The sequence below is a fragment of the Mycobacterium sp. SP-6446 genome (assembly GCF_001954045.1).
GTDB lineage: Bacteria > Actinomycetota > Actinomycetes > Mycobacteriales > Mycobacteriaceae > Mycobacterium.
The window spans coordinates 52,631-67,765 of the sequence record NZ_MBEM01000234.1 but is presented as its reverse complement, the minus strand read 5'-3'; the positions used below and the strand labels follow the sequence as shown (position 1 = coordinate 67,765).

Below are 15,135 nucleotides of genomic sequence, written 5' to 3'. Positions count from 1 at the left end.
TCATGCCGGCGGGCTCCAAAACACCTGTACAAGCTGTTCGTCACCGGCACGTGCGTCCAGAACGCCACGACCCGGTGGCAGCCGGGCGGGGCGGCAGCCTAACAGCGCACCCTCGTCCGGACGTCCGCTCATCACGAGTGTCATGCAACCGAGGTCGCGGAGACCGGCCAGCAGAGGCTCGAACAGGGAGCGCGCCGCGCCACCACTGCGCCGCGCCACGATGAGGTGCAGTCCCAGATCCCTTGCATGCGGTAGAAACTCGGTGACGGCCACTAGCGGATTCTCGGCCGGAGCGGCGACCAGGTCATAGTCGTCGACTACGACAAAGATATCCGGACCGGACCACCAAGATCTGGTTCGCAACTGCGCCTGGCTCACCTCCGGAGGGGGCACCCGCTGTCTCAACATGTCGAGGACGCCCGGCAGCAATGCGCCCAGTGCTGCCGACGACATGGCATACCCGCCAAGGTGTTCCGACTCGATGACACCGAGCAAGGAGCGCCGATAGTCGACTATCAACAGTTGCGCTTCCGCGGCGCTATTGGTACGTACGATCTCGCGGCACAGGGTCCGCAGCGTCGCTGTCTTCCCGCACTCGTTGTCTCCGAGGATCAGCAGATGCGAATGCTGATCGAAATCCAACGTGACCGGCTGCAGTCGGCGCTCCTCGAGCCCGAGCAGGATGCGCCCCGCGAATTCGTCACCCGCTCGGTGGACGGCAGCCTCGCGGTCCACGTGCGCCGGCAGCAGCTGTATCGGGGGCGCGGCCGCCTCGCCGTCACGGCATGCCAGCTCGCTCGGGTCCGTCGGCAGCGCGATCAGCATGTGCAGCCCCTCGTGGGAAAGGCCGCGGCCGGGTTTGTCGCGCGGCACCTGCTGCGCGCGTTTGCGGTCGATTTCGGAGTCGGCGGGGTCACCCAACCGCAACTCGATGCGGGTCCCGATCTGATCCTTCAGCGACGGCCTGATCTCCGCCCAGCGCGACGCCGACAAGACTACGTGTACGCCGAATGAAAGCCCCTGCGTCGCCAGCGAAGTGATCGCTTCCTCGAGCGCCTCGAATTCATGGCGCAGGGTCGCCCAGCCGTCGACGACGAGGAAAACGTCGCCCGGCGGGGCGGAATCGGATGCCGCATCGGTTCGATCCAAGTCCCGAGAGCGGACGATCGATTCCATTTCGGCGACCATGCGCGCGACCAGCGCCGGCTCGGCCCTGCCGGCGACCGTGCCCACGTGGGGCAATGAACGCAGCGGCGCCAACGTTCCGCCGCCGAAATCGAGGCAATAGAACTGCGCCCGGCGCGGATCGTGAGTGGCCGCCAACGCAGTGATCAGTGTGCGCAGTGCGGTTGATTTTCCCGACTGAGGCGCTCCGACGATCGCGACATTGCCTGCGGCCCCGGATAAGTCGACCATTAGCGGCGTCCGGGACTGCTCGAAAGGGCGGTCGACGACGCCGACGGGTGCGATCAGGCTGCCTCTCGGAAATCCGCTGTCGCGCAATAGGCTCCCCAACGGAGGGGCCGGACCGAGCGGTGGCAGCCAGACTTGGTGCGCGGGCGGCCCGTGCACTGACAGCCGGTCCAGCACCGCACCCAGGACGGTTGGTGCGGGTGGCCGGCCTGTCCCGGCGTCGCGTGTGATTGGGCCGAGGGCCCGTGTGCTGAACGGCTGCACGGAAGGCGATCTCGTCGCGGTGCTGACATCCACGCGTGGAGCGGACAGCGGTCCCGAGACGAATGCGGTCTGGAAACGAATCGGCTCGTCGCCACCGCAGCGCAGGTAACCGGCACCGGGGATATTCGGTAGTTGATACGCGTCGATTGTTCCGAGGACGATTCGCGATTCGCTCGCAGACAAAGTCTTCAGGCATACGCGATAAGAAAGATGGGGTTCCAGGCCTCGCAGCCGGCCTTCGTCGAGGCGCTGGCTGGCCAGGAGCAGATGCATGCCCAACGACCGGCCGAGCCGGCCAATTGCCACGAACATGTCGGCGAAATCGGGATGATGGCTGAGCAGTTCGGAGAACTCGTCGACGACGATGAACAATGTCGGCAGCGCCGACGATTGCATGCCGGCCCGGCGTGCCTCGTCGTAGGCTGCGACGCTGCCATGGCCCGCCGCCCGCAGCAATTGTTGCCGCCGGTTCATCTCACCGGCCAGGGCGTCCCTCATGCGGGCCACCAGCGGCACGTCGTCCGAGAGGTTGGTGATGACCGCGGCCACGTGCGGAGCACGAGCCAGATCGAGAAACGTTGCGCCGCCCTTGAAGTCGATGAGGAGCAGATTGAGCACCTCGGGCGAGTTTCGCGCCATCATGCCCAATGCGACGGTGCGCAGCAGCTCCGACTTGCCCGAGCCGGTGGCGCCCACGCAGAGGCCGTGTGGGCCTATGCCGTTTTCCGCGGGCTCTTTGATATCGAGCTCCAGCGGCTTTCCATCGACCGTCGTCCCGATTTGAACGCGGAGGCGATGGTGGCGGTCCTGGCTGTGCCACAGTCGGACCGGGTCGAAACGGGAGAGGTCGCCGAGCCCCATCAGATCCGCCCAGCCCGGGCCTTCGCTCCGGCGAAAGGCCGCTTCGGCAGGATAGGCTGCCAGCCGCCGCGCACAGATCAGCGCATCGAGGGCATCCATTTGGTCGGGGCGTTCCAGCGCCAAAGTTTCGCCGGCATGCTTGATTGCCAACGACGTGCCGCCAGCGCCGACCTCGAGGATGATCGCGTCCGCGATCACACCGGCCGCGACGCGGGCGCCACGGTCGCTGATCACCACCGCGTGCGGTCCACTCGTACCGGCCAGGGCTTGCTGTGCTTCTTCCGGGCTTTGATACACCATGCGCGCCGATCCCAACCTATCGAGCGCGGCCGGATGTTGGTTGTGCGGCAGCCATTTCAGCCAATCCCAGTGACATCTGTTCCGCTCGCTGATCACGGCGATGATGAGCAACTGGTCCGGAGGATGCAGTACCGCGAGTTGACATACCATCGCACGCAGCACTCCGCGCGCTTCGCCAGCATCGCCATCGATCGTTACCGTCGTAGCCGCCCGCAGGCTAATCGCAATCGGCGCTTCCTCGATCGTCGAGTGCGCGCGGACAAACCGGTCCAACGCCGTTGCGGTGACCGGGTCCGCGAGCTCCGCGGGCGGGATTTCCGGGGCCACCAAACGCGTGGCGAGCGGCTGGGTTCCGACGCCGACTCGGATGACGCAGAAGTCGCCGTCCCTCGCTTGCCGCTCCCACATTCGCGATCCGCCGATCATCGTCCACAACGTCTCGGGATCTGGATGCCTCCATCTGAGTGATGAATGCTGTGCCGCAGCGGTTTCCGCGACCGTCGCGCGCAGGCGGCTTAGATATGCGAGATATTCGACTCGATCGGCGTCCATGCCTCCGCTCTGCCGACGGCCTCGTCCGGCGACCGTCGTAGCAATCATCGAACCCAGCATCATCACGGGAAATGCCAAGAACGTGGGATTGCGGGTTACGGTCGACCCCGAGAAGAAGGCCGTTGCCATAACCCCAAGACTCACGAGGGATATGAGAACCGGCACCAGGTGCACCAGCAAGCCGGACGACGGGGAGCGCGCGAGCTCGGGTGGCGCGGCGATGTTGACGTCCGCCGTCTCGACGGGCGGCGGCGGATGGCACACCGCAGGCCCGAAAACCTCAGTCATCCTGACCCCTCCCACCGTTCGACGAACGGTAAGGAGCACCCGGATCGGGCGCAACTCGCCTGTGGATAGCCGGAAACCGGGCGATCGAAAACGAGTTACCGTGCCGACAATTCAATTCTGAAGGGGTCGCCCTTGTCCGCATCCGATCCGGGACTGCGCCGCGTGTCGGTTCATGCCGGCAATGCGCTCGTCGATTTGTCGCTGCCCGCCGCGTTGCCCGTCGCCACCCTGATCCCGTCGATCCTCGACAGCCTGGCGGCCCTCGACATCGATTGCCAGCCTGGGGAGCGTTATCACCTGTCCCTGCCCGGTTCGTCCGCGTTGGATGCGTCGACGACGTTGGCACAGAACGGCATCCGCGACGGGACCGTCATGGTGCTGAGCCAAGCGCGGCCGTCGCTTCCCGTTGCTCGCTGCGACGATGTGGCGGAGGCGGTGTCGGCGACGCTGGGTGCTGCAGCCCGCGGTTCGGAACAGTCCCAGGACCGGCTGACGAGTCGCCTCATGGGCGCGGTGGCGGCGATCTGCCTGACTGGCATTGGGGCTGCCACGCTCGTTCGAAACGCCGTCGGGGGCAACGCCGCCCGCTACACCACCGCCGGCGTCGCGGTGTTCGCCGGCTTCCTTGCTCTACTGTTTGCCGTGTTTGCGCACCGGGCGCACGGCGACCCGATGGCGGGACTCACGCTCGGCCTGATCGCTACCGTATTTGCTGCGCTCGCGGGCTTTCTGGCTGTACCTGGAGCGCCTGGCATCCCCGGTGTGCTCCTGGCCGCGATGGCGGCTGCCGTGATGTCGGTGTCGGCGATGCGCCTATCGGGGTGTGGTCGTGTCACGTTGACCGCGGTGTCGTGCTTCGCGATGGTCGTCGCGATCGCCGCGTTGGCGGGTGTCATCACAACCGCACCCCTGCACGTCATCGCGTCGGTATCCGCGTTGGCCTCGCTCGGACTGCTCGAAATGGCGGCACGAGTGTCGATCATGCTGGGCGGGCTGTCGCCGCGGTTACCGCCCACACCGGGCCTGGACACCCCGGATCGTCTGGCCGCCAAGGCGACCCGTGCCGATAGCTGGCTGACCAGCCTGCTCGCCGCATTTTCGTGTTCGGCCGCCCTGGGCGCCATCGTCACCGTTGTCACCGGCGCACCGAGGCTCGGCTGCGTAGCTCTTGCCACTGCCACCGGCGCAGTCCTGCTGCTGCACGCGCATGGCGTTGACAGGAGACGGGCTTTGATTTTTGTCGTCGGCGGAATCGTCACTACTGGAACAACATTCGCAATTACGGCGGCGGGCATCCCGGATCGCGGACCGTGGATTGCCGCAATGACGGCGATGCTCGTCGCCGCGGCGCTCTACCTGGGCTCCGTCGCTACGGTGATGCCGACGTCGCCCCTAGCGCGGCGAGGCGTTGAGCTGATGGAGTATCTGGCCATAATCGCTATGGTGCCCCTGACCTGTTGGATATGCGGCGTCTATCGCGCCGTTCGTGCCATCAATCCGACATGGAGTTGATCCCGTCACGCGTCCTGCGGCTGCTGGCGGTATCGGCGTTGACGGCGCTCGCCCAGTTCGGAACGCCGTCGGCACACGCGGTTTCGCCGCCGAAGATCGACGACACGTGGTTGCCGAAGCCCGCCCTGCCCGCACCACCGCGGCCGACCGTGCAACGCGAGGCTTGCACGACGATGGCGTCGGATTCAAGCGCGGGCGGCAACCAGCTTGCACACCTCGACCTACCGCGGGTCTGGCAGCTCACCCGCGGTGCCGGCCAGCGGGTCGCGGTAATCGACACTGGTGTCTCGCAACACGGCCGGCTACCCGACGTGGTGCCCGGGGGTGACTATGTATCCACCGGCGACGGCACGCAGGATTGCGATGCGCACGGCACATTGGTGGCCGGAATCATCGCTGCGACACCCGATTCCCGGGCCGACAGCTTCGCCGGGGTGGCGCCCGACGTCACCCTGATCGGCATCCGCCAGTCCAGCGCCAAGTTCGCTCCGGCCAACGACCGATCCAGCGCCGGGGTGGGTGATGTCGACACGATGGCGCGAGCCGTCCGGACGGCCGCCGATCTCGGCGCGTCGGTGATCAACATTTCGTCGGTCGCGTGCGTTTCGGTCGCTTCGCCGCTCGACGACCGCTCGCTGGGCGCCGCACTGGCGTATGCGGTCGACGTCAAGAACGCGGTAATAGTCGCCGCGGCCGGCAACACCGGCGGCGGCGCACAGTGCCCGCCGCAACGGCCGGATGCGACATGGGACAGCGTTACCGTCGCGGTCAGTCCGGCCTGGTATGACGACTACGTGCTGGCCGTCGGGTCGGTCAACGCCGACGGCGCGCCATCGGCCTTTACCCTTGCCGGCCCCTGGGTGGACGTCGCCGCCGTCGGTGAGGCAGTGAATTCGCTTGGCTCAGCATCGCTTTCCGGCACGAGCTACGCGGCGCCAGTCGTCAGCGGGTTGGCTGCGCTCATCCGAGCGCGATTCCCGACGATGACCGCGCGACAGGTGATGCAGCGCATCGAATCGACCGCCCATCACCCGGCGGCCGGATGGGATCCGCTCGTCGGCAACGGCACCATCGATGCCCTTGCCGCGGTCAGCACCGACTCGATTCCACCGATCAACACGTCCCAACCAGGCCCGGCGCCGGTGCCGATCCCTCCCCCTCTGGCACCGGCGCCGCTTGATCGTCAAGGCCGCAACACCGCCCTGGGTGGCGCGGCGATCTGCTTGGCCGCGCTGGCGGCAGCCCTGATCGCCGGCCCGGCCAAGAGTCGGTTAAGGCGGACCCGCAACAGTGTCTCGAGCGACTGACGCGCTTTGCCTGCTCAGTTCGGGCCCGGACGGCAGGACCGCGACCATCGGCCAGAACACCGTTAGCGCCGCAGTCGGCAGCCCAAGGTCGTGTGCCGCGTCGTCGTCGTGAATCGCGAAACGCACCCCGGTGTCGGTGACGAGATAGCGTGCACCGCCTTGGGCGTTGCCCCGCACGTAGGCGACGCGGCCGGGCGGGAGGTATACCGCGTCCAGCGCGGGGCCGAGGCCGTCTGCCTGTGCCAAGGTCACCGGCACTTGGCCAACCGGCAACGGCAGCCCGCTGCCCGCCAGGAAAGCGATGTCGGAACGCCCGGAAGCGGCAGTCCACGACGCGCACACGGTGGTATCGGCATCGCTCAAGGCGCCGTCGCGGGGCGCGTGGTCGGGGAAACTCGCCACCGGCAGCGTCGTAACGATCGGCGCGGCGCGGATCGCGTCCGGCGCCGCCGGGATGATGTTCGCGTTGCCGTGCGAATTGCTGAGACGCAACATGTCTGCAGTGACCTGACCGATTCGTTGCGCGCCGGCTGCCAAAACGACGTAATACTCGTCACCACCGGCTCGTGTGATGCGCAACACGTCGCCGACCGAAAATCCGGGCAGTCCAGCGGCCTTCGCGCCTGCGTCGCGAATTCGCGGCGGCGTGATCGGCGGCGCCTCGGGAATGGCGCTGAGCAATGACGTGGCGACGACTCGCGGCGTGCGGCCCTCCAACCTCAACGCACGCACCACTGCGCTGTCGGCGAGATCGACGATCGCCCGCTGTCCGTTGTAGAGCAGGTAGGCCGGCGAACCCGAGCTGGGAGCCACCACGACGGCGTCCTCCGGTCTCAGTCGGCGGACCGCCGGCCCCCCCGCGGGTCCGACGAGGATCGTCGTCGGCGCGTTGCCGGCCGTATCGCAGATCGTCCACACTGATTCGTCCGCCGACAGCGGCGGGCCGAGAATTTGCGGCGCACCCGGAATGCCCAGCAGCGGACCGCGTTTGGTGCGCGCAAGGTCGGACTCGCGTACCGGTTGCGGGTTGGCATTGGTTCTTGCGATCAACCGCGCCGAGGCCAGATTCAGCACCGGATGCCAAATGTCACCCACCCGTACGTACAGCGCTCCGGATTGTTGGCCCATCACGATCGATGTGCGATCGAACGCGACCTGTGGCCGCAGCAAAGCAAGTAGCGCGGATCCGGCGACAACGACGGCCGCGAGCGCACATCCGGCCGTAAGCGATACCCTCCGCGCCCGCAGGTGTCGGGCAGCGGCGCCGGTGTCCCCGCTCAGCAACGCGCACTCGATGCGACGCAGCAGAAATCGGTACGCGCCGATTTGCACGCGGGTCGGTGATTGTGGGGGCAAGGATCGGTCCAAAATTCCCCCGCGAAATTTGTCGAATCCGGATTTCCGCTTCACGGTAAACCGCACGCCGAGCGCCCTGCGCAGGTTTATCCACAGGTCGGCCGAGTTTCGGCTTTGCCGGATACGGGTAAAATTTCCGGGTGTTTACTCACCGCATACGTAGCCCTCGGGCGGGCGCCGCGCGGTCCGCAGGCCGCTGGGTCGGCCTGAGCGCTTCCGCGCTGGTCACCGCGACCGGCCTGCTCGCCCTCCCAAGCGCGGCGCCGAGCGCCTCCGCCGACGACTGCCCGGATGTCGAGGTGATCTTCGCCCGCGGCACCAACGAGCCCCCCGGCCTGGGCCGCGTCGGCGACGCCTTCGTCGACTCGCTGCGCCAGCAGACCGGCCTGAACATCCTGCCTTACGGGGTGAACTACGCGGCCAGCAAACTGCAGCTGCACGGCGGTGACGGCGCCAACGACACGATCGACCGCGTCAAGAAGAGCGTGGAAAAGTGCCCGAGCACCAAGATCGTGCTTGGCGGTTACTCCCAGGGCGCCTCGGTGATGGACATCGTGGCCGGCGTCCCCATCGGGGGCATCAACTGGGGCAACTCGCTCCCACCGCAATACGCGAACAACATCGCGGCCGTCGCCACCTTCGGCGACGTGGCCGACCGCGCGGGCGGAACGCTGCCGGCCCAGAGCACGCTGCTGGGTTCGAAGGCGATCGACCTGTGCAATCCGCAAGACCCGATCTGTCATGCGGGCCAGGGCAACGAGTGGACCGGGCACACGGAGGGGTATGTGCCGGTGTACACCACTCAGGCAGCGGCGTTCGTCGCGTCGAAGCTGCTGGCCGGAACCGGTCAACAGGTACCCGGCTACGGCCCCACGTCACCGGGATACGGCCCGCAGACGCCGGGATCCGGCCCGCAGTCGCCGGGTTCCGTGCCGCAGTCACCGGGTTCCGTCCCGCAGGCGCCGGGGCCCGGCCCGTCGGTTCCTCCAACGGCCCCCGGGCCCGCGCCCGCGGCGCCGACGCCTTCGCCTGATCTGGTCTCGGCGATCCACTGACCGCATAGGCTGGCCGGTTAATATATCGGCCCATGAGGCTGCGCGGTTTCGCGGCCGCGACATTGCTCGCCGCGGCATTGGTGATTGCCCCCGCCACGGCGCCGATTGCATCGGCGGCGTGCCCGGGCGCCGAAGTGGTGTTCGCCCGGGGCCGGGAGGAGCCACCCGGGCTCGGCGCCATCGGCGACGCGTTCCTCAATTCGCTGCGCGGCAAGACGGCTATGCCGGTCGGAGCATATGGGGTCAACTATCCCGCAAACATCAGCGTCGACGCCGGCGCCAACGACATCAGCGCCCACGTTCAGGCCATGGCCAAGCAGTGCCCGAACACCCGCGAGGTGCTCGGCGGCTATTCCCTGGGCGCCGAGGTGGTTGATCTCGCGACCTGGGGCCGTATTCCGCCGGGGGCGGATCAGCACGTCGCGGCGGTCGCGTTGTTCGGTAATGGCACCCGGCAGGTCGCCCCCGCCTTTGCGGGTAAGACGATCGACCAGTGCGCACAGGGGGACCCGATCTGTCGTAATGGCATGAATTGGCCGTCGCATCTGCAGCCGTCGTATCTCAACTCCGGACTGGTGGATCAGGCCGCCAGCTTCGCCGCCGCCCGGCTCTAGCGCGTGCGCAGATCGCGGGTGATAAGGATCCGCGACGCGAGCTCGCCATCGGGCGGGTAGTCCACGCCGATCAGCGTCAAACCGTGCGGGGGCGCGGCCGCGAAGTCGCTGGACCGGTCCGTCGCGGTGAGCAGGTCGCGACACCAGGTGACCGGACGCCGATGCTCGCCGACGGCCAGCAGCGCCCCGATCAGTGAGCGCACCATCGACCAGCAGAACGCGTCGGCGGTCACGTGCGCGGTGATCAGCTCGCCGTCGCGCGACCAGTCCAACCGCTGCAGATCCCGGATCGTGGTGGCGCCGTCGCGCTGACGGCAGAACGCCGCAAAGTCGTGCAGCCCCAACAGGTCTCGTGACGCGGCGCTCATCGCGTCCAGGTCGAGTGCGCGTGGCCACGCGGTGACGTAGCGCGCCTGCTGCGGCTCCACGCCGTAGGGCGCCGTGGACAACCGGTAGGCGTAATGGCGGCGCAGCGCCGAGAAGCGGGCGTCGAAACCCGCTGGGGCGCGGGCGATCCGGATGACCCGGACGTCGGTGGGCAGGAACCGGCCCAGGCGCCGCAGCAGCGGCAAAAACTCGGGCTCGCCTGTGTGTGGGGGTACCTCCCGCTTGCGGGGGCGTGCGCGCGGGTAGGCGTTCGGCAGCGCGTCGTCCGGGACGTCGACGTGTGCCACCTGCCCGGTGGCGTGCACGCCGGTGTCGGTGCGCCCGGCGGCGCGGAGCCGCACCGGGGTGCGGAAAACCGTCGTCAGCGCCTCGTCGAGAACGCCGGCGACGGTTCGCTGCCCGGCCTGGGTTGCCCAGCCCGCGAAATCCGTTCCGTCGTAGGCGATATCGAGCCGCAGACGGACGTCCTCGCTAACTGTCGCTGGCTCCGTCGCCTTCATCGGTGGCCTCAGCCTTGGCCTCTTCGGGCTCGGCCGTCTCGGCCTCGACTTCTTCAGCCGTCTCGGCCTCGACCTCCTCGGCCGTCGGACCCTCCGCGGCCTCGGGCTCGACGGCGGCCTGCGGCGCCGCAGCAGCCGCGACAGGAGCGTCAGCCTTCTTCGAGGCTTTAACCCGGCGCGCGCGGTCGGCCTCCGACGTCACCGTCTTCTCCCGCACCAGCTCGATCACGGCCATCGGGGCGTTGTCACCCTTTCGCGCCTCGACCTTGATGATGCGGGTGTAGCCACCGTTGCGGTCGCTGTAGAACGGCCCGATCTCCTCGAACAACGCGTGCACGATGTCCTTGTCGCGGATCTTCTTGAGAACCTCTCGACGGTTGTGCAGCGTGCCCTTTTTCGCGTGCGTGATCAGCTTCTCCGCATACGGCCGCAGCGCACGGGCCTTCGGCTCGGTCGTCTTGATCCGACCGTGCTCGAACAGCGACGTGGCCAGGTTGGCCAGAAGGGCCTTCTGGTGCGAAGACGACCCGCCGAGGCGAGGGCCCTTGGTGGGCTTGGGCATTGCTGTCGCTCCTGTCTAGATGATTCTGGCCTTTAGAGCTGTTCGGTTTCCGCGTAGTCCTGGTCGTCGTAGGCGCCCTCGGTGGACCAGGTGCCGGTCGCGACGTCGTAACCCGCAACCTCCGACGGGTCGAAGCTCGGCGGGCTGTCCTTGAGCGACAGACCCAGCTGGTGCAGCTTGACCTTCACTTCATCGATGGACTTCTGGCCGAAGTTGCGGATGTCGAGCAGGTCGGACTCGGTGCGCGAGACCAGCTCGCCGACGGTGTGCACACCCTCGCGCTTGAGGCAGTTGTACGACCGCACGGTCAGGTCCAGGTCGTCGATCGGCAGCGCGAACGACGCGATGTGGTCGGCCTCGGCCGGCGACGGCCCGATCTCGATGCCCTCGGCCTCGACGTTGAGTTCGCGTGCCAGACCGAACAATTCGACCAGGGTCTTACCCGCCGACGCCAGCGCGTCGCGGGGGGTGATCGAACTCTTGGTCTCCACGTCCAGGATCAGCTTGTCGAAGTCGGTGCGCTGCTCGACGCGGGTGGCGTCGACCTTGTAGGTGACCTTGAGCACCGGCGAGTAGATGGAATCGACTGGAATACGGCCGATTTCGGCGCCGGACGCCCGGTTCTGCACCGCCGGGACGTAGCCGCGGCCGCGCTCGACCACTAGCTCGACCTCGAGCTTGCCCTTGTCGTTCAGCGTCGCGATGTGCATGCCCGGGTTGTGCACCGTGACACCGGCGGGCGGCACGATGTCACCCGCGGTGACCGCACCCGGACCCTGCTTGCGCAAGTACATGGTGACCGGCTCGTCCTCCTCCGAGGACACGACGAGGCCCTTGAGATTCAGGATGATGGCGGTGACGTCTTCCTTGACGCCGGGCACGGTGGTGAACTCGTGCAGCACGCCGTCGATGCGGATGCTGGTGACCGCCGCACCGGGGATGGACGACAGCAGGGTCCGCCGCAGCGAATTGCCCAGCGTGTAACCGAATCCCGGCTCCAGCGGTTCGATGACGAACTGGGACCGGTTGTCGGTGAGGATCTCCTCCGACAGTGTGGGTCGCTGTGAGATCAGCATGGTGTTTCTTCTTCTCCTTCTCGGCACCCGCTATTTGATGCCGCTCAGGTGTCCCGCACCGGTCGGCGCGGGGGGTCTTGTTACTTCGAGTAGTACTCGACGATCAGCTGCTCGGTGAGCGGCACCTCGATCTGCGCACGCTCGGGCAATTGGTGGATCAGGATGCGCTGGCGCTCCCCCACGACCTGCAGCCAGCTCGGGATCGGGCGCTCGCCGGCGGTCTCCCGCGCGATCTGGAACGGCACCGAGTTCACCGACTTGTCGCGCACGTCGATGATGTCGTACTGCGACACCCGATAGCTGGGGACGTCGACGCGCACGCCGTTGACCGTGAAGTGGCCGTGCGTGACCAGCTGACGGGCCATCCGCCGGGTGCGCGCGATGCCCGCGCGGTAGATCACGTTGTCCAGCCGGCTCTCCAGGATCTGCAGCAGCTCGTCACCGGTCTTGCCGGGACGGCCCGCGGCCTCCTCGTAGTAGCGGCGGAACTGCTTTTCCATGACGCCGTAGGTGAAGCGGGCCTTCTGCTTCTCCTGCAGCTGCAGCAGGTATTCGCTCTCCTTGATCCGCGCGCGGCCGTGCTGGCCGGGCGGGTAGGGACGCTTCTCGAACGCCTGGTCGCCGCCGACGAGGTCGGTGCGGAACCGGCGCGACTTGCGGGTGACGGGTCCGGTGTAACGAGCCATCGGTTGTTTCTCCTCCTAGACCCTGCGTCGCTTCGGCGGGCGGACGCCGTTGTGCGGCTGGGGCGTGACGTCAGAGATCGCGCCGACCTCCAGGCCCGCGGCCTGCAGCGAGCGGATCGCGGTCTCCCGGCCCGAGCCGGGGCCCTTCACGAACACGTCGACCTTCTTCACGCCGTGCTCCTGAGCCTTGCGGGCGGCGTTCTCGGCGGCCAGCTGCGCGGCGAACGGTGTCGATTTCCGCGAACCCTTGAAGCCGACATGGCCCGACGACGCCCAGGCGATGACGTTGCCCTGCGGGTCGGTGATCGTCACGATCGTGTTGTTGAACGTGCTTTTGATGTGCGCGGCGCCGTGCGGGACGTTCTTCTTTTCCCGTCTGCGGGTCTTTTGACCCTTCTTGGGCGCCGCGGCACCACTTGCCTTCTTCGGTGGCATCGGTTACCTGGCCTTCTTCTTGCCTGCGATGGTGCGCTTGGGTCCCTTGCGGGTCCGCGCGTTGGTCTTGGTCCGCTGGCCGCGCACCGGCATGCCGCGGCGATGCCGCAGGCCCTGGTAGCAGCCGATCTCGATCTTGCGGCGGATGTCGCCCTGCACCTCGCGGCGCAGATCGCCCTCCACCTTCAAGTTGGCTTCGATGTAGTCACGCAGGTGGGTCACCTGGTCATCGGTCAGATCCTTGGTCCGCAGATCCTTGTCGATGCCGGTGGCGGCCAAAATTTCGTTGGCACGGGTACGGCCGATGCCGAAGATGTAGGTCAGCGCGATCTCCATCCGCTTGTCCCGCGGTAGATCGACGCCTACTAGTCGAGCCATAGGTGGCGTTTCCTCTTATCTCATGCGGAGGTCTTGTCCCAGTCCGTTCCCGATCTTGATCGGGGCCCGGCCTCCGTCCGGGCGTAGGTAGGCGGCGTATCCGCCTATTGGTGCTGGGAGGTCATCATTTAGTTGTCGGGTGGGCCTAGCCCTGTCGCTGCTTGTGGCGCGGATCTGAGCAGATCACCATGACCCGCCCATGCCGACGGATCACCCTGCACTTGTCGCAAATCGGCTTCACGCTGGGGTTGACCTTCACGGCTTTTCGATCCTGTTCTCGTCTATTGGTGGGTTACTTGTATCGGTACACGATGCGGCCCCGGGACAGGTCGTAGGGAGACAACTCCACCACCACCCGGTCCTCGGGCAGGATGCGGATGTAGTGCTGCCGCATCTTGCCGCTGATATGGGCGAGCACCTTGTGACCGTTCTCCAGCTCAATGCGGAACATCGCATTGGGCAGGGGCTCGACCACGCGACCCTCGACCTCTATGGCGCCGTCCTTCTTGGCCATAACCTCTCGTCAAATCCTCGTCGTTTAGTTTCGTTTCATCTGCGCCCACATCGGCGCAGCATTCACACCGACTTGAAACGTGAGCCGGTGACAGGAAAGTTCCTAGGGACTGGGCACGCAAAAGCCGGCGCGATGACGCACCGTTGGTCCAGGATACCTGGTTATTCGGCCCCGGCCAAAATCCCTCCGCGGAATAGCGCCCGCACACCGCCGGTTGCAGCCACCATGACTGATTCTGCAGCTAGCAAGCCCAATCTCGGCCGGTTCGGATCGTTCGGGCGCGGCGTCACTCCCCAGCAAGCCAAGGAGATCGAAGCCCTGGGATACGGGGCGGTCTGGGTGGGCGGTTCACCTCCCGCCGAGCTGGCCTGGGTAGAACCCCTCCTCGAGGCCACGACCACGCTGCAGGTGGCCACCGGGATCGTCAACATCTGGACGGCGCCCGCCGCGCCGGTCGCCGAATCGTTCCACCGGATCGACAAGGCCTACCCGGGCCGCTTCCTCCTCGGCATCGGCGTCGGCCATCCCGAGGCCCACACCGAATACCGCAAGCCGTATGACGCGCTGGCGGAGTACCTGGACAAGCTCGACGAGCACGGCGTGCCCGCACACCGCCGGGTCGTGGCCGCGCTCGGACCGCGGGTGCTGAAGCTTTCGGCGGAGCGCAGCGCGGGAGCGCATCCCTACCTCACCACCCCCGAGCACACCGCGCGGGCGCGTGAACTGATCGGCCCGTCGGCGTTCTTGGCGCCCGAACACAAGGTGGTGCTGACCACCGACGCGGACAAGGCACGCGCGGTCGGCCGCAAGGCGCTCGACATCTATTTCAACCTGGCCAACTACCGCAACAGCTGGAAACGGCTGGGCTACTCCGACGACGAGGTCACCCGGCCGGGCAGTGACCGCCTGGTGGACGCGGTGGTGGCCTATGGCACGGTGGACCAGATCGCGGCTCGGCTGAAGGAGCACCTCGACGCCGGGGCCGACCACGTGCCCGTGCAGGTCCTGACCAAAGATGAAAACCTGGTTTCGGCGCTGGCCGAGCTCGCGGGACCGCTCGGGCTGACCTAGCACA

At 67.1% G+C, this 15,135-nt stretch carries 15 protein-coding genes; 5 read left to right on the top strand and 10 right to left on the bottom strand.

The annotated features are described in order from the left end of the window. The gene (eccCa, locus tag A5736_RS21375) at positions 1–3,678 is read right to left on the bottom strand and encodes a type VII secretion protein EccCa (protein ID WP_076248419.1); all 3,678 of its coding nucleotides are present in this window, start codon (positions 3,676–3,678) and stop codon (positions 1–3) included. Between the two features lie 132 nt (positions 3,679–3,810). On the opposite strand from eccCa, the gene eccD reads away from it, so the two are divergent. After that, on the top strand, positions 3,811–5,190 hold the full coding sequence (gene eccD / locus A5736_RS21370) for a type VII secretion integral membrane protein EccD (RefSeq protein WP_076248417.1): 1,380 nt from the start codon (positions 3,811–3,813) through the stop codon (positions 5,188–5,190). After that, positions 5,181–6,497, top strand: a complete 1,317-nt coding sequence (mycP, locus tag A5736_RS21365) for a type VII secretion-associated serine protease mycosin (RefSeq protein ID WP_076248415.1) — start codon at positions 5,181–5,183, stop codon at positions 6,495–6,497. The genes eccD and mycP overlap by 10 nt, the downstream gene beginning before the upstream one ends. On the opposite strand, the gene eccB is transcribed toward mycP, so the two are convergent. Beyond that, positions 6,462–7,853: a type VII secretion protein EccB gene (gene eccB, locus A5736_RS21360; RefSeq protein WP_076248444.1), complete on the bottom strand. Its 1,392-nt coding sequence runs from the start codon at positions 7,851–7,853 to the stop codon at positions 6,462–6,464. The two genes, mycP and eccB, sit on opposite strands and share 36 nt — an antisense overlap. A 206-nt stretch (positions 7,854–8,059) precedes the next feature. On the opposite strand from eccB, the gene A5736_RS21355 reads away from it, so the two are divergent. Further along, positions 8,060–8,908 carry a cutinase family protein gene (locus A5736_RS21355; protein WP_076126521.1) on the top strand — a complete coding sequence of 283 codons (849 nt, stop codon included), beginning with the start codon at positions 8,060–8,062 and terminating at the stop codon, positions 8,906–8,908. Between the two features lie 32 nt (positions 8,909–8,940). Continuing rightward, positions 8,941–9,522, top strand: coding sequence for a cutinase family protein (locus A5736_RS21350; RefSeq protein WP_076126338.1), 582 nt, complete (start codon positions 8,941–8,943; stop codon positions 9,520–9,522). On the opposite strand, the gene truA is transcribed toward A5736_RS21350, so the two are convergent. The 8 genes from truA to infA all read right to left on the bottom strand — a co-directional run bounded on the left by truA (position 9,519) and on the right by infA (position 14,060). Then, positions 9,519–10,409, bottom strand: a complete 891-nt coding sequence (gene truA, locus A5736_RS21345) for a tRNA pseudouridine(38-40) synthase TruA (protein ID WP_076248414.1) — start codon at positions 10,407–10,409, stop codon at positions 9,519–9,521. The genes A5736_RS21350 and truA overlap by 4 nt on opposite strands. Continuing rightward, on the bottom strand, positions 10,381–10,971 hold the full coding sequence (gene rplQ / locus A5736_RS21340; RefSeq protein WP_076248412.1) for a 50S ribosomal protein L17: 591 nt from the start codon (positions 10,969–10,971) through the stop codon (positions 10,381–10,383). The genes truA and rplQ overlap by 29 nt, the downstream gene beginning before the upstream one ends. Before the next feature lie 32 nt (positions 10,972–11,003). After that, entirely contained in the window at positions 11,004–12,047 is a 1,044-nt protein-coding gene (locus A5736_RS21335; RefSeq protein ID WP_076126332.1) for a DNA-directed RNA polymerase subunit alpha, read from the bottom strand. Between the two features lie 80 nt (positions 12,048–12,127). Continuing rightward, the gene (gene rpsD, locus A5736_RS21330) at positions 12,128–12,733 is read right to left on the bottom strand and encodes a 30S ribosomal protein S4 (protein ID WP_076061623.1); all 606 of its coding nucleotides are present in this window, start codon (positions 12,731–12,733) and stop codon (positions 12,128–12,130) included. Between the two features lie 15 nt (positions 12,734–12,748). After that, positions 12,749–13,168: a 30S ribosomal protein S11 gene (gene rpsK / locus A5736_RS21325; protein ID WP_076126330.1), complete on the bottom strand. Its 420-nt coding sequence runs from the start codon at positions 13,166–13,168 to the stop codon at positions 12,749–12,751. A gap of 3 nt (positions 13,169–13,171) precedes the next feature. Continuing rightward, complete coding sequence (gene rpsM / locus A5736_RS21320; RefSeq protein WP_076126328.1) at positions 13,172–13,546, bottom strand: 30S ribosomal protein S13; 375 nt, start codon at positions 13,544–13,546, stop codon at positions 13,172–13,174. 145 nt (positions 13,547–13,691) lie between these two features. Next, positions 13,692–13,805 carry a 50S ribosomal protein L36 gene (gene rpmJ / locus A5736_RS21315; RefSeq protein WP_003879483.1) on the bottom strand — a complete coding sequence of 38 codons (114 nt, stop codon included), beginning with the start codon at positions 13,803–13,805 and terminating at the stop codon, positions 13,692–13,694. A 33-nt stretch (positions 13,806–13,838) separates the two neighbouring features. Continuing rightward, positions 13,839–14,060 carry a translation initiation factor IF-1 gene (gene infA / locus A5736_RS21310; RefSeq protein ID WP_003418601.1) on the bottom strand — a complete coding sequence of 74 codons (222 nt, stop codon included), beginning with the start codon at positions 14,058–14,060 and terminating at the stop codon, positions 13,839–13,841. A gap of 225 nt (positions 14,061–14,285) precedes the next feature. Between infA and A5736_RS21305 the strand changes: the two genes are divergently transcribed. Then, complete coding sequence (locus A5736_RS21305; RefSeq protein WP_076248411.1) at positions 14,286–15,131, top strand: LLM class F420-dependent oxidoreductase; 846 nt, start codon at positions 14,286–14,288, stop codon at positions 15,129–15,131. Positions 15,132–15,135: the final 4 nt, after the last annotated feature.